This window comes from Ruminococcus sp. (assembly GCF_045129435.1).
Taxonomy (GTDB): Bacteria; Bacillota; Clostridia; order Oscillospirales; family Acutalibacteraceae; genus Ruminococcoides.
The window spans coordinates 1-17,615 of the sequence record NZ_JBGVJL010000005.1; the positions used below are offsets into that span (position 1 = coordinate 1).

Below are 17,615 nucleotides of genomic sequence, written 5' to 3' on the forward strand. Positions count from 1 at the left end.
TTGGGGCGTACTTGGCACAGTACAGGCCATTACAGCCGGAGAGGATTTGACTCCTTATATTGGTTGCGACATAACCGGTGCAGATGCGCTCTTTATCAGAGAAATGTTAAAGGGTTCAGATTCTACAAGCGCACCAACAAAAATTTTACTTTATAGACTCGGAACCGGAGGAACACAGGCAAGTGCTACAATCGGAGCTTTGACCGTAACAGCGCTTTATGCCGGAACTCGTGGAAACGATATTTCAGTAGCTGTAAGTGCCGACCCTGACAATGAGGGTTCTTACGATGTTACTACCATTGTTGATGGTGCTTCAGTTGATGTTCAGACTATAACTGAGCTTGACGCACTTGTTGCAAATGCGTGGGTGACATTTTCCGGAACCGGTTCAGAGATCACTACTACAACAGGAACCGCACTCACAAGCGGTGCTAACCCTACTCTTACAAATTCGGATTATGCAAGTTTCCTGACAGCTATTGAGCCTTTTAGGTTTGATATTCTTGCGCTTGATAGTACAGACGCCACTATTACAAATGCTTATATTTCGTTCATTACACGTATGAATGAAGCTGTCGGAAGGAAGTGCCAGCTTGTATGTTCAGGTGATGCCACAACAGCTAATACAAAGTATGTTATTGTTGTTGGTAATGGTGTAAAGCTTAATGACGGTACAGCTCTTACAGCGTCACAGGCTGTTTATTGGGTTGCCGGTGTTGAAGCAGGTGCAAATTACAATCAGAGTCTTACATACGCTCAGTATATTGGAGCGGTTGAAGCTAATCCGAAGCTTACAGACACACAGCTTGAAACAGCGGTTAAAAACGGTCTGCTTGTATTTGCCGATGATTTTGACGTTGTTAAGATTTGCACCGATGTAAACTCAAAGAAAACCGTTACGCCTACTGAGGGTGCTGAGTTCAAGAAAAACAGGATAATGCGTGTGATTATGCAGTTCTGTAATGATACTTATGAGTATTTTTCAAAGTATTTCATCGGCAAGGTCGACAACAATGATCAAGGCCGGGCGCTACTTCGTAAATGGATTATCGGCTATATCAATGAAATGCAGGCTAACAACGGTGTCCAGAATTTCACAGCCGAGGACGTAACTGTTACACAGGGTAATGCGGTCGATGCGGTTCTTGTCAATGTTGCTATCCAGCCAGTGGATTCAGTTGAGAAGATATATGTTGTCGTAACCGTCACACCTAACACTGTAACGGTTGAGGCAGCATAAAGGAAGGAGATTGAAAAATGGCTTTTTTGCTTGAAAGAGATGTGCTTAACGGTAAATCCGGTAGTGCAGTAATGACCGTTGACGGTGAAAATCATGAGCTTTTTCAGATGAAGAAATTTCAGTCCGATGCTGAATTTCAGGAGTCCGATTTTAAGGTTGTCGGAACTACATTAGTTCAGAAAAAGACAACAGGAGTAACCTTAACGGGTGCAATGACAATTTATTACGGTTCACCTTATTTCATCAAGCTTTTACAGGATTATCTCAAAACAGGTAAGCTTCCATACTTTACACTTCAGATAACCAATGATGATCCGGGAACAACGGTAGGCAAGCAGATTGTTGCGCTTTACAATTGTAAGCTGTCAAAAGTGCCAGTTGCTATGCTCGATGCCGATTCTGACTGGCTTGAAGAGGAAGTATCATTCAGTTACACAGGGCTTGAAGTTCTTAATTATTTCAATGACCCGGCTACACTTGGCTGATAACTGAATAATTGTTATATATTGGCTAGATGGTGTATAATTACATTATCTAGTCAATATTTTTTTATAAAGGAGAAAAAATATGTCAGTTTTAAAAGGATTTTTACAGCCTTCACCAATGGAGGAAACAAAGGAAGTCATTATTTCTGAAAGGTTCAAGGGTGATGACGGGAAGCCGTTGCCGTTCAAGATTCGTAAGATCGATTCAGAGACAGCAAGCGCACTTATGAAGAGGTGCAAACGTAGAGAGCGTGTTAATGGCCAGATGGTAACAGAAACAGACAACACAAAGTATTCAAAGCTGCTCATTTTGACTTGTGTTGTTAGTCCTAATTTCAAGGATTCCGAAATGTGCGATTATTACAAAGTCATTAATCCGGAAGATGTTCCAGCACGTATGCTTTCAGTCGGAGAGTTTTCAAGATTGTCTGATGCAATCATGGAATTTAACGACTTTGATACACCTGAAGGCATTGAGGAAGAGGTAAAAAACTGATCGAGGGCGGCTTTAAAGAGGTCGCCTTATCTCAATATATGTTTGTTAATTTTGGCACTCCGCCGAGCGTTGTCGCTGATATGAACGATAGAGAGGTTGCGCTTTGTTGGTATTTTGCAGAAAAGGAGATGAAGAGTCGTGGCAGTAATAAGTGAAGAACTGAAAATCATAGACGGATTTTCGGCTAGTTTCTCAAAATTCCTTGAAATAGGTACACGTATAGCCGATTCTTTTGACAAGCTCAACTCAAAAGTAGAAGAATACGAGCAAAAGCAAACTAAAGCGGCCGAAGCTACCAAAAAAGCAACAGAAGCACAAAGAGCATACCAAAGCTATACTGAACAGGTAGCGGCTATACAAGAACGTTTAAATGGCATTATGGATAACGTAAACCGCCAAAATCAGCGCTTTCTTGAATCATTCAATAAAAGTTCGTCGGGCATTGAAGGCGGTATTAGAAGGCTTATTGTGGCTTTTGGTGGTTTTCAAGCTGTCAGAGGTTTAATCGGTTTAAGTGACCAATTAAGCATGATTCAAGCGCGTATCAACTCAATTGATGTAGGTCATGTTAGCGAAAACATGCAAATGATTTATCAAGCGGCACAAAGAGCCGGTGGTAAATTCCTAGACATGGCTGATGCTATCGCAAAAATCAAGATACGTGCGCCGGAGGCTTTTTCTAGTTTGCCGCAAGCAACTAGATTTATGGAAATCCTGAATAAACAGTTTGCTTTGTCCGGTACAGATGCCGAAGGTGTTGCATCTACTATGTACAATCTGACACAGGCTTTGTCTTTGGGTGTACTTCGTGGAAATGACTTGAAATATGTTATGTCAAACTTGCCGGAATTGGGACAGCTCCTTGCTAAAGAGATGGGCGTTTCTGTCGGTGAAGTTAAAAAGCTTGCAGAAACAGGTCAAATCACAGCCGAAGTTGTTAAAAATGCAGTTTTAAACGCCGGAACGGATATTGACGAACGTTTTAAGAACATGCCATTAACTTTTGGTCGTGCTATGAATAAACTTATGAACACTGCTGTCTATAATTTCCAAGCACTGCAAAAGGTCATAAGTGATGCTATTAATAGTCCTGAGTTTATCTCTATATTAAACGGACTTTCAACAGCTATCACAGTTGCTACCAATATCGGAATAATAGGTTTTCAAAAACTTGGTGAAATAATCAAATGGTGTTCGGATAACATGAACATACTAAAGCCTATTATTATGGGAGTTGTAGGCGCTTATGTGGCTTACAATGTTGTTGCTGGTATTACATCGGCTATCATGGCCGCTCATGGTGTTTTGACAGGCATAATGGCAACGGCACAAGGAATTTATACAGCGGCTACGGTTGCGGCTACAGCCGGGCAGAGCGCCTTTAATGCGGCATTGCAGGCTTGCCCTATTGTTTGGATTATTGACGCAATTGTGGCGGCTATTGTGGTTGTTGTGGCTCTTATAATGGCATTTCATAATCTTGCTCAAACAGGGCATACCGTTTTTGGAGATATTGCTGGTTTTGTGTTAGGTTGTTGGGAGGCAATTCAAAACGGTTTTGCTATCATGGCAAACGGAGTTATAAGAGGTGCCGAAGTTATCGCTAATAGTTTTTGGGATGCTGTTTTCGGTATACAAACAGGATTTTATAATATGTTCTCAATGATTATTGACGGTTTTAATAGCGTTATTGATGGTGCCGATAAAGCAGCCACAGCGATTGCTAATGCTTTTGTCAGTGGTGCTAATGTAGCGTTAGACGCTATAAACGGTATTATCGAAGGCTTAAATAACATTCCTGGTGTCAGTATCGGTAAAGTTGGTAAAGTCGGTTCTGTTGGTTCGGTTATCTCAGGCAGAATTGATAAATCCGGACTTACAGCACCAACAAGACATGAAATGATTACACTTGATCGTTTCGAGACTACTTCAATGGGCGATGCTTTTAGTAGAGGCTTTGAAAAGGGTTCAGCGTGGGGGGATACGGCTCAGAATGGCCTTGTTAATAGCCTTAAATCTCTTACACAAGGATTAAGTGATTTAACAGGTGGTGACAATGGCGATTTATCTAATCTTATCAATTCCAATGATAACCTTGCTAATGCTATGGGCGGTGGCGCAGGTGGCGGCGGTGGTAAAACCAATGTCGGCACTGTTGACAAGGTAAAAGACGTTACTTTATCCGATGAAGATTTAAAGATTTATCGAGACTTGGCAGAGCGCAAGTATATGGCAAGGCTTGAATTGAAACAGTTAGCGCCTAACATTACGGTTAATATTCCGGAAGGTCAGGCACAGCTTCTTACTCCGAGCGATATTGCCGATAAACTTAAAGTTATGCTAATTGAGCAGATGTCAAACCACACAGCTTTGAATTATAATATTTAATAGTTACTAGGCGTTACTTGGAATAAACCTTGTAACGCCTATTTTTGAAAGAGGAGGATTATAGCCTTGAAAGTGCCAATAGGAACAGACATATATTTGAAGTTTGGTAAAAAAATAAAGATTCCTGTTAATCCATCCGAAATCGAGATAAAGAGACCATCAAAGAATAAGACTTTTGAGGTGCTTGATAAAGGTGAAATAGTTGTGCCAATGCCGGCAGGACTGACAGAGGTTTCGTGGGAGTCTTTTTTTACCGAAGATACTTACGCACCTTATGTTGATGGTGGACGTTCTCCGAGATCAATAGTTAAGTCTTTAGAAAAAGCGAAGAAAAACCGTACAAAAGGACGATTGATAATAAATCGTTCTGATTTGTTTGACACAAACATGACTTGCATCATTGAAGATTTTACGACAAAAGATAAAGGCGGAGAACCAAACGATATTTATTACAGTATCACGTTGAAAGAATACCGTAATTATGCACCTGAAACAGTGGCCATAGCGGAGCCTATTTCCCCGTTGCCTGAAGCAGCAGAAAACACAAGCACTCAAACTTCGGAAACTCAGCAAGTCACAGCGGTTGTTGACAGGCCCGTTGAAACTCCTGTTATGCGTGTAGGGGCGATTGTTATTGCTAATGGTACATATTGTAATGACAGCTATGGAAGTAAGCCGCATGGAACGGCTAATAATATTCAGACAACGGTTAATCGCATTGTTGCTGGTCGTGCATTTCCTATATTGATAGGTTCTTATGGGTGGATAACAGAAGCGCAATTACAAGTAATAGGCTAAAGAGGTGACTAAATGAGTTATTCATTAACGGCGATTACTAAAAACAGTACGCAACAATTAGAGCCAGGTCCTTCTGTGCCGGGGCAAAAAGTTACGCTGTCAAAGAATATGACCAATTGCACAACAAAAATCAGTATAACTACTCAGCGTTTTAATAGTGCTTCAAAAATGACGTTTTCATGTGTAGAGAATAGCGGAATTGCACTTGAAGAAGGCTCAATGGTTCAGTTTGTTGATAACGGAACGCAGATTTTTCAGGGATTTATATTTACGGCTCAAAGGTCCTTGGGTGGTGAAGTTGAATATACGGCTTATGATCAGACGTATTATTTAAAGGCTAAAGCTTCGTATACTTTTACAAACATGACTTTGGAACAAATCATAACGCAGCTTGCTACGGACTTCGGCCTGACAATAGGAACACTAGAGCCGACAGGGTATGTGTTCCCTTGTTTGATTAAAGATAATACTGAGTGCTTGGGTATGATTTACGATGCTTTATCTACGGTGATAGTTCAAACAGGTAAGATTTTTGTGTTCTATGATGATTTTGGAAAACTAACATTAAAAGAAGTCAAAAATATGCTTGTGCAGCAGATGCTTGGGAACAAATCACTTGTGACAGATTATACTTATAAAAGAGATATATCAAGCGAAACTTATAACCGTATAAAATTAGTCAGACCGAACAAAGAAACAGGACGTGGCGAAGTATTCATGCACGATGATACGGAAACACAAGCTAAATGGGGATTGTTACAATATTATGATACTGTAGATGAAAATTTAAATGATGCTCAGATAGATGAATTGTGTCAAAACTATCTAGCATATTATAATAGAGTTGTTCAAAGTATTAACATTAGTGCTATGGGGGTGACAGGACTAAGAGCCGGTAATATTATTCCTGTCAGAATTTCTCAAATTGCTACATTGTCGGCTAACAGATTGTTGCTAGCTGAAAAGGTAACACACAATTATGAGGGTGCTAATATTCACACAATGTCTATTGAGGTGAAGAACTTTGAACAGTTAGGCGGTGCTTCATGGATTTAATAGAGGTTTTACAGACTTTAATACAAAATGGTATAGAAGAATTAAAGCTTACAGACCTTGTTATCGGTACAATTATGAGCGTTGCACCATACAGCGTAACTATAAATCAATATATGATGCCGATTCCACAAGAAGCATTGATCTTCACGAGTGCCGTTATGCCAAAAACATATAGCGGTACGACTTCTGACGGGGCAAGCTTTACAGTGGTTATTAATGAAGCTTTACAAGTAATGGACAAAGTTATTATGCTACGTGTCCAGCATGGGCAGCGATTTATAATATTATCAAAAGTACAAAACTAAAGGAGATGTGATATATGGCTACATTACCGGAAAATGTTAATTTTGGAACGCAATTAGAATATGTATCACAGCCTTCACAGACTTGGCTCATAAATCGTGAAACAATGCGCGTACAATGCGATATAAACGGCTTAGAAGCGGTTAAACAGGCTGTTGATATAATGTTGAGTACAGACCGTTTTAAGTGGCAGATTTACACTTCTAATATAGGTTCTGAGCTTGAAACTTTAATCGGAGAAGAAACGTCTTATGTTGTTAGTGAATTTCCGCGCATGGTTGAAGATGCTTTGTCTGTAGATTCTAGGATTATCGAGGTGTCTGATTTTAACTATACGGTCAATGGCGATTCAATGTTGTGGACCTTTACAGTCAGAACGGTTTACGGCGACTTTGGAGAAGAGGTGATGATATGATTGATTTTTCACAGTATACAAAAGCCAATATTGAAGCTTCGATGCTTAATCAGGTTGATGATGATCTCGACAAGCGTGAAGGCTCATTAATTCAGACTGCTATCGGACCGGCAGCTTGGTGGCTTGAAGGAATGTATTTGACGCTCAATCAAATACAAAAAAACGCTTCACCCTTTTATGCTGCTGGTGATGCACTTGATGATATTGTTGCCTTGCGTGGTATTACAAGAAAAAGCGCTACTCCGGCAATAAGACAGGGCATATTTGATGCAGAAATCCCAACAGGAAGTCAGTTTAAAACCATTAATGGTGCTGATTCTGTTATCTTTGTTAGTGGTGATTTAATAAGCCAGTCTGAAGGCGTTTATACTTATCAAATGACCTGTGCCGTTGATGGTACGATAGGCAATAATTATAGCGGTGCTTTAATTCCAATAACAGCTATTGCCGGTTTATCAAGTGCCGTTTTAGGTGAGATTATAACCGAAGGTACAGAGGAAGAAACAGATACATCATTAAGAGCAAGGTTTTTTAATACTTTTGGTTCACAGCCTTATGGCGGAAACATAGCAGAATACCGTCAAGCAATATTAGAGATTCCAGGCGTTGGAGCTGTGCAAGTGTATCCGGCTTGGCAAGGCGGTGGCACTGTTTTATGTTCGATTCTGAATGACAATTTCGAACCGGCTTCATCAGCTTTGATAAACACTGTTCAAGATGCTATTTGTCCGATTCCTACGGGGGATAGTTCACCGAGTCCGAACGGATACGGTGTAGCACCTATCGGCGCAGCTGTCACTATCACGACAGGTACAGAATTGACTGTCAATATAACCGCCACAATTCAGTTTAGAGATGATATTGTCAATGGCCTTGAATTGTACGACGATGATATTAAGGCTCAGATTGAAGCATATTTCACATCGGTTCGCGAGTCGTGGGGTAATGCTTTAACAGCACATGTTATCAGTTATCCGGTTGTTATTTATATTGCTCGAATAATTTACGCCATTTTGAATGTTCCTGAAGTTGTTAATGTTACAGATTTGACTATCAACGGTAGCACAACAGATTTAACGTTGACGGAAACATCAGCATTACAGCAAGTGCCTGTTGTTGGTACTATCACGTTGAACGAGGTGTAAATTATGAGATTTGATAATACACCAGCAAACGAAACGTTAATGCAACAGCTGCCTACGTGGTTCAAACCTGTTTTGGAATACATTGAACTAATGAAGGCTTTCGGCGTTTCGCTTGATAGTTTGAATGAAAATTCCGAAAACATATACTATAATCAGTATATACAGACCGCCGATTTATCCACCATTAAAACATGGGAAAAATTGTTTGGAATTACGGTTCGTTATGGTGATACAATAGAGTTTAGAAGGGCAAGGCTGATACAGAAATTTAGTCAGATAGTGCCATACACCTATTGGGATTTGAAGGACAGGCTCACAGCACTATACGGAGAAAACGGATACACGTTAGAGGTAAATTCCGAAGAGTGCTGGATAAAGATTTTCGTAACCTCAGACAGATACGGAGCTATTGATCTGCTCTATGATTTGATTTGGGACGTAGTTCCGGCACACTTGCGAATTTACGCTAATCAGGAAGTACAGAATTATCTTATCAGCAGTGCTAATGTCGGAGCGGTAATAAGTAATACTTTTGTCCAGAATATCGGAACAGGGGGTAATTAATGGGAAAATATAATGGAGCTGTCATAACGGCAGCCGGACAGAATTTGATAGCGCAAGCCATTGCCGAGAGTAAGACGGTGACGTTTACAACGGCGCAGGCTTCAAGCCATGTATACCCGTCAAGTACAGATTTCGAAGCGCTTACGGCTTTGACGGACGTTGAGAGTACAGTAAACATCAATTATGCCGGAGTTTACAGCGATACCATTGTACAGGTGTCGGCAAGGTTTGACAATGACGGAGTTGAAACGGCTTATCTGATTAACACGCTCGGCTTTTTTGCTCAGCTTGGCACTGATACACCGATACTTTTTGCGGTGTCTACAGCGGTTACACCTGATCAGATGCCGGTGTTTGATGCCGGCAATCCAAGTGCATTTATCTACAACATGCAAATGACGGTGCAGAACGCTAATTCGATTAATCTGAGTGTTAATCCGGCAGGGACGGTAACAGTTGAACAATTAAACGCTACTGTTAGCACAATTAACACAAGCATCGGTGATTTATCGACTTTAACAACAGATGATAAAACATCGTTAGTAAATGCTATAGATGAGGTTGATTATAATGCCAATGTTGCACAGGTACTGGTGTTTAATATCGGTGATACATATTCGCCATTAAAGGATTATAAAGTAGGTGATTTGTGCATATACAATAACGTGCTTTATAGATGCATAACAGCTTGTAGTGCAGGTTCATGGGAAATAAATCAGAGTTGTTTCACAGTGGATTCGTTGATTAATTACGTAAGTGGTTTAAAACCAACCAGCATCGCAATCATTCCAAATGCGAATTATAATTTTGATGGTGGAGGCTTATATAGAATAGGAACGCTTGTAACAGGGACTATATCATTCTATGTACCATCAATAAATGTAGGTGATGGTGTTCAATTAGGTAGTGTTGCGGTTAAACCGGCATCATCACATATAGTTACAGTTGCTTGTAACAGTTATGGGGTATATAGTGCTTGTGGTACATTGGCTATATTAACAGATGGGAGAATTATATTTTATTCAACAATCAGTGGAGCGTGCAGAGTTTCGGGCACATTTTCGTATTGGACTAATGATTAAATAAAGGAGAATAAATCATGAAATACAACATAATCAAACTCGTAAGAAACACAGCAGACGCATACAGTGCAGCAGTTTCAGCAACTTTTGATGATTTGGAAAAAGCAAAAGTGAATTATCACAAGGAGCTAATGAATCTCCACAATGCGCCTGATGTAAAGGCCGCAACAGTTAAGATTGAGGACGAGTTTGGCCACGAGCTTGTAGGATACACCGAACAAGTGGAGCATGAGACCGAAGTTTCTGAGGAAACCAAAACAGAGTGATTTTAATGTGGTGGCGGAATAGACACTATATCACGAGATGGTAGTGGTAAAACATAGCGAGAGGCATTGCGACTTCGAGGACCTATGTAATAGTAGACGCAAATACAAATTCACGAGGATTCAGCAGTAAACGGTTGGCGGTCATACGAGAGTTGAGACTACGTGCCGAAAAAGTGGAACCAGTTGGAGAACATATACTCAAATCGTGAAGAAAAAGACCGTATGTAAGGTGCAAATCCTTGCCCACATTAATTTATGGAAACATCAAAAAATGAAATCATGTAAAGATTGCTCGAGTAGAGTTGTTTGGAGCAGCAGATATGGAAAAATGGATAAATGCAAATTTATACTTTGCGGATACCGGCCTAATCTGAGAATGAAACCTAAGACAATTCCGAAATGGTGTCCGAGAATAAACGAATATGAGGAGAGTATCAAGAAATGAATAGCGGTAGTTGGATATTATTTGAATAATTTCTTTTTTGGAAGGGGAGAAATTGAACTTATTAAACATACTAAATGTTGTCAGAGAATACAAAGATATCATCGTTATACTTGTAGTGATTTTTCTGTCACTTGTCGAAATAACTCCAATAAAGGTTAACCCTTGGACATGTTTAATCAAATGGGTGTCCCATGTTCAGGGTTTAGACAAGCTGAATGAAGAAGTCGGGAATATTCGTCAACATATGGACGAAATCGACACTAAAATTGACAATTTAAAGACTGAGAGTGAGGAAAAAGTAGCATTAAGAGATGCTCTGTTATACCGTCATAGAATTTTGAGATTTTCAGACGAATTGACGCAGAATATTAGACATTCGCAAGAAATGTTTAATGATATTCTTGCAGACATAACAGAATACGACAATTATTGTGCGAATCATCCGAACTTCGTGAATCAAAAAGCTGTAATGTCCGAAGAAAACATAAAGCGCATTTATCGCAAGTGTTTAGAGGAACGAGATTTTTTGTGAAAGGGGAAATTATGAGACTTCCAGATAATGTTTATAACATTCTTAAATGGATATGTTTGTTAGCATTTCCGGCAACTACATTTATCACAAGTGTTTCTGAGACTTTGGGATATTCCGGAGGGGCAAAGATTGCGGCCATTGTCTCCGCAATCGGTGTATTTGCCGGAACTGTGATAAAGATTTCGACAGATGCTTATAATGCATCAAAAGAACAGTGATTCGAGCTTTTAGCTCTTATCATAAATTGACATTTTTTACTCCTTGGACTTGGCGGTTGTGTGCCCGTCATGCAATCGCCATTTCTGAGGATAAAGAAAAACTTTACAAAACTAAAGATAAACTTTTACTTGGCGGTTATCGCCTTTATGCCTCCGCCAAAAACGGGGGCTTTTTTGTTTTTAAGGAAGTAAAAAATGAAATTAACAAACGAAATGCAATTCATCTGGGATTTCTTCCGATTCCGAGGTCTAACAAGGTTCGGTGTTGCCGGACTCATGGGAAACCTTTATGGAGAGTCTAGCATCAAACCGAATGTGCTTGAAAGACTTTGCATAAATCGCTACAAGGAACAGACAGGGAAAACTTACACAGACGAAAGTTACACAAAAGCGGTTGATGACGGCTCCATTAGCAGAGTCGAGTTTTTAAATCCACTCGGTAAGTCTTACGGCTATGGCTTGGTTCAGTGGACAACAGCCGGGCGCAAAGCCGGATTATATGACCGTTGCAAGGCTCAGAATGTCTCTATTAGCGACTTACAGACTCAGTGTGAATATTTATACCACGAGTTAGAAACGAGTTTTAAATCGACTCTGGGCGTGCTTAAATCGGCACAGGATATAAACACAGCAAGCGACTATGTTTTGCTGCATTTTGAAATGCCGACTCGTGCGGAGCTTGCGATAAATCTCCGCAGACGATACAGCACAGAGGTTTTTAATTTGCTAGGACAGGAGGAAAAAATGGTAATAATCGGCAGTGCAAGAATTGACGAAAACGGAAATGCTCATGGCGGAAAGCCTGGAGATCAGAATGGTAAGGAAGTAAGCATACAGGAATATTACACTCATTCAAAGGGGTGGCGCGTTATCAGAGCAAAGAGTGATAAAGTTCGTGAGGCTATCGCTCAAAACATGGAGTGGGCGTGTGCCAATGACAACATCGGATACGACCAATATCAGCGCGATACGCTTTATTATGCCGTTAAACCACTTAACTTTGACATATCAAAGCTCGATAAGGCTGTCGAAACTGATTGCAGTGCATTGGTTAGGGTGTGCGTTAATTATGCCGGGATAGACGTAGGAGATTTTTATACAGCCTCAGAGCTGTCAACGCTGATAGCAACAGGGGCATTTGAAGAGGTTAATGTTGCTCTGCCGGGCGGTTTAAAGCGCGGCGATATACTTGTCACAAAAACAAAAGGACATACAGTTGTAGCTCTGACAAACGGTGACGGAACCGTAACAAAGCCAAGTGTGCCTGAGTCTCCTACTTTCGGACGATACACAATCGGATGGCATGAGGATAATAACGGTTGGTGGTATGCTGATACTGAAAACACCTATCTCACAAATACATGGGAACTTATAAATCATCATTGGTATTATTTCGGCGATAATGGCTATATGCTTGTCGGCTGGCAGAACATTGAAGGGAAAACATATTACCTTCAGGAAAGTACAGACGAAGGCTATCAGGGCGCATTATGGAAGTCTGACGGGTCCGGCGCTCAGTCGAGATGGTATGTTTGACGATGACATAATATAGTGTTATCATCTTATCAGTGGCTGAGTTTGTGAACCCCTAACCATAAGCACATACAAAGCCACTAACCAAAATAATTTCATTCATATACTGATATCTTCTTTCAAAAAGGCTCTTTCGGTTTGTTCCGGGGGAGCTTTTTTGTTATCCAACTTTACCCAACTTTACCCGATTTTGCCACATACAAATGTGCTTGACTAAAGTTTGACTAAAGTTTGACTAAAGAAGTCAAAGATTTGCGAAAATCGCAAATATTTTTGCGAAAATCACAAAAAAACACTTGAAAATCGCAAACATATAATATATGATATGACTATCGCAGGGGAGCGAAATAAGTTAAGGAGGTTAAAATGATACAGAACAAAATCAAGATTTATCTTGAAAAAAACGGCGTGAAACTTTCGTGGCTTGCCAGTGAAACAGGAATAGCGATTTACGCTCTTTCCAATATAGTGAATGGTAAGCGAAAAATCACAGCCGAGGAACTTTTCAAGATCAGTAAGGCTTTGAAGGTATCGCCTGAAATATTTGAACCGGAGGAAACGTAAATGAGAACGATAACAAAAGCGTTTACACTGGGATTCAACTTTTTTTCAATCTCAGCAATCATCATGATGCTACTGACAGCATCCAATACAACCAGATTCTTTGAAAACATAATCATGTGGCTGTATGTAGGCATTATCATTACGGCTATTTGTTCAATGGCTTGTAACCTTTGGGAAAGCTGGGAATATGAAGAATGACAGAATAACTCACAAATACACTACGGTTTATACCATCAAGATTGACATAACCACTTACGGCGAATATCCAGCTATGGCGAAAGAATTTGCCGATAAATGGATAACTCGAATAAAGCACACACTTAGCATTTTTCGAGTTGTTGACGGTGTAAACGTAGTAAGTGAAGGAAAACCACAACGAACTAATTAAAACAGGAGGAAACACAGAAAATGGAAATTAAAGACCTGATAGAAATCACACCAGAGATTAAAAAGGAAGCTTACGACCTTTTAAAAGCTTCCGAGAAGTTACATGAACTTCTTAAAGAACAGGGCGCCGGACAATTTGGAACATCCATATTCACCAAGTCGGCAAGTGAATTAACAATATATGACCGTCGTGAATATAGCAAGGACGGAGAGGGGACAGACTTAGGCTTTTACGTGCATAAGTTTTATTCAGACGGTTCTTATATATTAGACTTCATAGCTGAGGATAACAAGGAAGCGCGGGCATTTGATGAAGCTTTTAACAAAGCGTGGGAGGCGGAAAATGGAGAGAACAAACGACCCTGTTAGAGATGCAGACAGCTATAACGCTGACATGGAAAACAGACCGATGCGGCATTATGAGGGGCGCATTGAGCTAGTTGTAAAACTTGATTGCTTCGGAAAAAATTCATTCGAAGCTGAGGATGATTTGAATGAGCTTGCCGACAGCCTCCGCGATTACATTATGTGTTTGAAAATCCCCGGAAATGTTGAAGTTGAAATTGAACGGGCAAGAGTAGAAAAGGAGATTGAATAATGGAGACTTTGTATAGCTTGGTTCAGGATTGTAAGGACCTGTTAGACCTTGCCGGAAGTGCTGAACCGGAGGAAATAGAATTATTTAATGATACGCTTGAGGCTGTACTTGGACAGATTGAAGTCAAGGCTGATGGCTATGCAGCTGTTATGTCTGAGATTGAGGGCAGAGCTGATATCGTAGCAAAAGAGATCAATCGACTCAAAGCTATCGAGGATAGGCTTGTAGCGACTCACAAGCGCATGAAAGACGCTTTACAAAACGCTATGATAGAAATGGGTAAGTCAGAAATAAAAACCGATTTACACCGTTTTAAGCTCGTAAATAATGGTGGATTGCAGCCATTAAAGATTACAAGTATTGTGCCGGATGAATACACTAAAAAAGAAGTGATTATAAAACCGGACAATGACAAAATCCGTCAAGCTATAAAGGACGGGCAGGAACTTGATTTTGCTAGACTTGAAGAGCGCGGAAAACATTTAAAGATAGATTGAGGGGGAAAGTTTTATGGCGGTACCAGTTCTTTTGATCGGACGTTCTGGAACAGGAAAAAGCGCGTCGCTTGAAAGATGCCAAAATCCTGACTGGAATTTGATAAGAGTATTAAACAAGCCGTTACCATTCAGAGGAAAAATAAACGGGTGGCACACAGACGACTATCAGCAAGTTTTGACTTGTTTGAAAACCAGCAAAGCAAAGTCAATCGTTATTGATGATGCCGGGTATCTCATAACAAATCAATTTATGAGGGGGCATTCTAACACGGGTGCTGGAAATGCGGTATTCGCATTTTACAACACAATAGCTGATTATTTTTGGTCATTGATACAATTCATAATGAATATGCCGGAAGATAAAATCGTTTATGTAATCATGCACGAGGACACAGACGATAACGGTGATACAAGACCGAAAACAATCGGCAAGTTGTTGGATGAAAAAGTATGCGTTGAGGGAATGTTTACAATAGTCCTTCGTTGCATCATCGACAACGGTGAGCATTTATTTGTGACTCAGGCAGAAAACAGAGCCGTTTCAAAGTCGCCTAAAGGAATGTTTGAGGAAACACGTATACCAAATGATTTAAGATATGTAGATGAACATATCCGAGATTATTATGATATAGCAAGAATCAATTATGAAGCTAAAGAAAGTGAGGAAGTAAAAAATGGTTAAGCCAAATGAATATGATAACACACAGGCAGGTGGAGCTTATGAGGTGCCAGAAGTTGGCGGTCATCACATGATTATCAAGCAGGTTAGCGAGATGAAGAACAAAAACGGCGGTGACATGATTGTTGTTTTGTTTGATTTTGCGCCGAATGATGTTCAGCCAGAATTTTTCATGAACCAGTTCAAGGCTGATGTTAGACCTGACAAGAAATACCCTCATAAGGGAACCAACTATATCAATGTGTTAGGACAGGACGGGAAAACCACAAGATCATACAAGACGTTCTGCACATGCTTTGAAAATTCAAATAATGCCAAAATAAACTGGACAGAAAATTCTGCCGAGTGGTGCGCTCAGTTCAAGAATAAGCGTATCGGTGGCTGCTTCGGAGTAGTTCACAGCGTTTACAAGGGCAAGGAATACGCTTCACCGGAACTTAGATGGTTCTTGTCTGATGATAAGGTGGATGGTTGCACAATTCCGAAGGAAAAAGAACTTTCAGCGGAAGAAGCAAAGCAGCTTACATCACCAACAGGAAATCCGATGCCGACTTCACCTGATGGATTCATGAGCATTGCTGAGGGTGTAGGTGAAGAGCTTCCATTCAACTAACTAATAATCATGGGGTACAGATATGAAGTTTTCAAAAGATCAGGAAATAGCACTTGAGCAAATGAAAGCCGGCCAAAACACGTTTTTGACTGGAAAAGCCGGAACAGGTAAATCTAGTGTTTTGAAAGAATTTATTGAGTGGGCGCTGGAGAATGATAAAAATATTATCGTTTCCGCTTCAACAGGTGCGGCGGCTCAAAACTTAGCAGATTATAACGCTTGCACTGTCCATCGTGCTTTTGGCTTGAAAGCAAAAGGAATTGTGAGCCTTCCAAAAAAGGCAAATAAAGAAATCGCTGCAGCAGACATTATTGTTATTGATGAAATCTCAATGGTCCGCATCGATTTGTTTGAGCATGTGGCAACAGCCGTTATGTTGGCCAACAAAGTGCGTGAACACGATGAGGGCATACTTGCACGCAAAGAGGGCAGAGAGCCGGATTTTAAACCTATACAGCTTATTGTCGTGGGCGATTTTACACAGCTTCCTCCGGTAGTTACAAGCCTTGATAAAGATGCTTTGAAGGCTGTGTTCGGCACAAAGGTTTTTGCTTTTGAGTCAAAATTGTGGAAAGCCTTGGACTTGCATCCGGCTGTACTACAAGTGGTACACCGTCAGGAAGGCGACGAAGAGTTTGCAAATGCGCTTAATGCCGTTAGGTATTGCGACAAGTCAAATGACCCATTCAGTGAAACGCTTGATTGGTTCAACCTTAATACAGCAAAACAGCCGTTCACAAATGACGATAGCATTATTCTTTGTGGCAAAAATGCCACAGCATCAGAAGAAAACGAAAAGCGTTTAAGAAATATAGACTCTGATTTATACACTTCCGAAGCCAAGATAAAAGGCGATGCCGATATATCTTCGGTTAATTGTGAAAAGATTCTGAATTTCAAAAAGGGTGCAAAAGTTATGATGCTAACAAACGGTAACGGCTATTTTAACGGCTCAACAGGCATTATTGATTATGTACACGAGGATGAATACGATGACGAAGAAAGTTATGTCTGCATACGTGTAAACGGTGAACGTTGCTATGTTTATAAGAATACTTATAAGGTTTTTAAACCGGTAGTGGACGAAAAGAAGAAAACTGTTGTCGGCAAAGATGGGCAGTCAAAAGAGATCATCGAAAAAACCGTCAAAAACGAAGAAGCCGGAGAAGTTATTCAGTATCCTTTTAAACTTGGCTATGCTGTCACAATACACAAATCTCAGGGCATGACACTGACAAACGGCGTCAACTTAAAGCCGGAAATATGGGATAGTGGACAGTTATATGTGGCACTTTCAAGAGTGGACAAGCG

At 40.4% G+C, this 17,615-nt stretch carries 22 protein-coding genes; all 22 read left to right on the forward strand.

What is annotated here, in order from left to right; translation table 11 throughout:
* A partial coding sequence (locus ACJMMI_RS00105) for a phage tail sheath family protein (RefSeq protein WP_405352336.1) occupies positions 1-1,240 on the forward strand: 1,240 nt, incomplete at its 5' end.
* 17 nt (positions 1,241-1,257) lie between these two features.
* Positions 1,258-1,725 (forward strand): phage tail tube protein, encoded by a 468-nt coding sequence (locus ACJMMI_RS00110; protein WP_405352338.1) that lies wholly within the window; start codon positions 1,258-1,260, stop codon positions 1,723-1,725.
* 82 nt (positions 1,726-1,807) lie between these two features.
* Entirely contained in the window at positions 1,808-2,221 is a 414-nt protein-coding gene (locus ACJMMI_RS00115; RefSeq protein WP_405352339.1) for a phage tail assembly chaperone, read from the forward strand.
* A gap of 138 nt (positions 2,222-2,359) precedes the next feature.
* Entirely contained in the window at positions 2,360-4,609 is a 2,250-nt protein-coding gene (locus tag ACJMMI_RS00120; protein ID WP_405352340.1) for a tape measure protein, read from the forward strand.
* A 66-nt stretch (positions 4,610-4,675) separates the two neighbouring features.
* Positions 4,676-5,407, forward strand: coding sequence for a hypothetical protein (locus ACJMMI_RS00125; RefSeq protein ID WP_405352342.1), 732 nt, complete (start codon positions 4,676-4,678; stop codon positions 5,405-5,407).
* Between the two features lie 12 nt (positions 5,408-5,419).
* A complete protein-coding gene (locus tag ACJMMI_RS00130; RefSeq protein ID WP_405352344.1) occupies positions 5,420-6,463 on the forward strand; it encodes a hypothetical protein in 1,044 nt (347 codons plus the stop codon).
* Positions 6,454-6,768 (forward strand): DUF2577 family protein, encoded by a 315-nt coding sequence (locus tag ACJMMI_RS00135; RefSeq protein ID WP_405352345.1) that lies wholly within the window; start codon positions 6,454-6,456, stop codon positions 6,766-6,768. Before ACJMMI_RS00130 ends, ACJMMI_RS00135 begins: the two co-directional genes overlap by 10 nt.
* A 14-nt stretch (positions 6,769-6,782) precedes the next feature.
* Positions 6,783-7,181 (forward strand): DUF2634 domain-containing protein, encoded by a 399-nt coding sequence (locus ACJMMI_RS00140; RefSeq protein WP_405352347.1) that lies wholly within the window; start codon positions 6,783-6,785, stop codon positions 7,179-7,181.
* Complete coding sequence (locus ACJMMI_RS00145; RefSeq protein WP_405352349.1) at positions 7,178-8,326, forward strand: baseplate J/gp47 family protein; 1,149 nt, start codon at positions 7,178-7,180, stop codon at positions 8,324-8,326. Before ACJMMI_RS00140 ends, ACJMMI_RS00145 begins: the two co-directional genes overlap by 4 nt.
* 3 nt (positions 8,327-8,329) lie before the next feature.
* A complete protein-coding gene (locus ACJMMI_RS00150; protein WP_405352351.1) occupies positions 8,330-8,890 on the forward strand; it encodes a putative phage tail protein in 561 nt (186 codons plus the stop codon).
* Complete coding sequence (locus ACJMMI_RS00155) at positions 8,890-9,972, forward strand: phage tail protein (protein WP_405352353.1); 1,083 nt, start codon at positions 8,890-8,892, stop codon at positions 9,970-9,972. Before ACJMMI_RS00150 ends, ACJMMI_RS00155 begins: the two co-directional genes overlap by 1 nt.
* A gap of 17 nt (positions 9,973-9,989) precedes the next feature.
* Positions 9,990-10,238: a hypothetical protein gene (locus tag ACJMMI_RS00160; RefSeq protein WP_405352355.1), complete on the forward strand. Its 249-nt coding sequence runs from the start codon at positions 9,990-9,992 to the stop codon at positions 10,236-10,238.
* A gap of 689 nt (positions 10,239-10,927) precedes the next feature.
* Positions 10,928-11,215, forward strand: a complete 288-nt coding sequence (locus ACJMMI_RS00165; protein WP_405352356.1) for a hypothetical protein — start codon at positions 10,928-10,930, stop codon at positions 11,213-11,215.
* Between the two features lie 11 nt (positions 11,216-11,226).
* Entirely contained in the window at positions 11,227-11,433 is a 207-nt protein-coding gene (locus tag ACJMMI_RS00170; protein ID WP_405352357.1) for a phage holin, read from the forward strand.
* A gap of 195 nt (positions 11,434-11,628) precedes the next feature.
* Entirely contained in the window at positions 11,629-12,969 is a 1,341-nt protein-coding gene (locus ACJMMI_RS00175; protein ID WP_405352359.1) for a phage tail tip lysozyme, read from the forward strand.
* Positions 12,970-13,332: 363 nt separating this feature from the next.
* Entirely contained in the window at positions 13,333-13,530 is a 198-nt protein-coding gene (locus tag ACJMMI_RS00180) for a transcriptional regulator (protein WP_405352361.1), read from the forward strand.
* Positions 13,531-13,938: 408 nt separating this feature from the next.
* Positions 13,939-14,286 (forward strand): hypothetical protein, encoded by a 348-nt coding sequence (locus ACJMMI_RS00185; protein WP_405352362.1) that lies wholly within the window; start codon positions 13,939-13,941, stop codon positions 14,284-14,286.
* Entirely contained in the window at positions 14,261-14,515 is a 255-nt protein-coding gene (locus tag ACJMMI_RS00190) for a hypothetical protein (protein WP_405352364.1), read from the forward strand. Before ACJMMI_RS00185 ends, ACJMMI_RS00190 begins: the two co-directional genes overlap by 26 nt.
* A complete protein-coding gene (locus ACJMMI_RS00195; protein ID WP_405352366.1) occupies positions 14,515-15,012 on the forward strand; it encodes a siphovirus Gp157 family protein in 498 nt (165 codons plus the stop codon). Before ACJMMI_RS00190 ends, ACJMMI_RS00195 begins: the two co-directional genes overlap by 1 nt.
* A 13-nt stretch (positions 15,013-15,025) precedes the next feature.
* A complete protein-coding gene (locus ACJMMI_RS00200) occupies positions 15,026-15,694 on the forward strand; it encodes an AAA family ATPase (protein WP_405352368.1) in 669 nt (222 codons plus the stop codon).
* A gap of 43 nt (positions 15,695-15,737) precedes the next feature.
* Positions 15,738-16,304 carry a hypothetical protein gene (locus ACJMMI_RS00205; protein ID WP_405352370.1) on the forward strand — a complete coding sequence of 189 codons (567 nt, stop codon included), beginning with the start codon at positions 15,738-15,740 and terminating at the stop codon, positions 16,302-16,304.
* A gap of 22 nt (positions 16,305-16,326) precedes the next feature.
* On the forward strand, positions 16,327-17,615 hold a 1,289-nt coding region (locus ACJMMI_RS00210), incomplete at its 3' end, for an ATP-dependent RecD-like DNA helicase (RefSeq protein WP_405352372.1).

Coding starts and splice junctions, on each gene's coding strand:
- ACJMMI_RS00180 (WP_405352361.1), top strand. CDS start 13,333: ATGATACAGAACAAAATCAAGATTTATCTTGAAAAAAACGGCGTGAAA.
- ACJMMI_RS00190 (WP_405352364.1), top strand. CDS start 14,261: ATGGAGAGAACAAACGACCCTGTTAGAGATGCAGACAGCTATAACGCT.
- ACJMMI_RS00145 (WP_405352349.1), top strand. CDS start 7,178: ATGATTGATTTTTCACAGTATACAAAAGCCAATATTGAAGCTTCGATG.
- ACJMMI_RS00140 (WP_405352347.1), top strand. CDS start 6,783: ATGGCTACATTACCGGAAAATGTTAATTTTGGAACGCAATTAGAATAT.
- ACJMMI_RS00150 (WP_405352351.1), top strand. CDS start 8,330: ATGAGATTTGATAATACACCAGCAAACGAAACGTTAATGCAACAGCTG.
- ACJMMI_RS00170 (WP_405352357.1), top strand. CDS start 11,227: ATGAGACTTCCAGATAATGTTTATAACATTCTTAAATGGATATGTTTG.
- ACJMMI_RS00185 (WP_405352362.1), top strand. CDS start 13,939: ATGGAAATTAAAGACCTGATAGAAATCACACCAGAGATTAAAAAGGAA.
- ACJMMI_RS00200 (WP_405352368.1), top strand. CDS start 15,026: ATGGCGGTACCAGTTCTTTTGATCGGACGTTCTGGAACAGGAAAAAGC.
- ACJMMI_RS00115 (WP_405352339.1), top strand. CDS start 1,808: ATGTCAGTTTTAAAAGGATTTTTACAGCCTTCACCAATGGAGGAAACA.
- ACJMMI_RS00135 (WP_405352345.1), top strand. CDS start 6,454: ATGGATTTAATAGAGGTTTTACAGACTTTAATACAAAATGGTATAGAA.
- ACJMMI_RS00175 (WP_405352359.1), top strand. CDS start 11,629: ATGAAATTAACAAACGAAATGCAATTCATCTGGGATTTCTTCCGATTC.
- ACJMMI_RS00155 (WP_405352353.1), top strand. CDS start 8,890: ATGGGAAAATATAATGGAGCTGTCATAACGGCAGCCGGACAGAATTTG.
- ACJMMI_RS00165 (WP_405352356.1), top strand. CDS start 10,928: ATGGACGAAATCGACACTAAAATTGACAATTTAAAGACTGAGAGTGAG.
- ACJMMI_RS00110 (WP_405352338.1), top strand. CDS start 1,258: ATGGCTTTTTTGCTTGAAAGAGATGTGCTTAACGGTAAATCCGGTAGT.
- ACJMMI_RS00130 (WP_405352344.1), top strand. CDS start 5,420: ATGAGTTATTCATTAACGGCGATTACTAAAAACAGTACGCAACAATTA.
- ACJMMI_RS00195 (WP_405352366.1), top strand. CDS start 14,515: ATGGAGACTTTGTATAGCTTGGTTCAGGATTGTAAGGACCTGTTAGAC.
- ACJMMI_RS00160 (WP_405352355.1), top strand. CDS start 9,990: ATGAAATACAACATAATCAAACTCGTAAGAAACACAGCAGACGCATAC.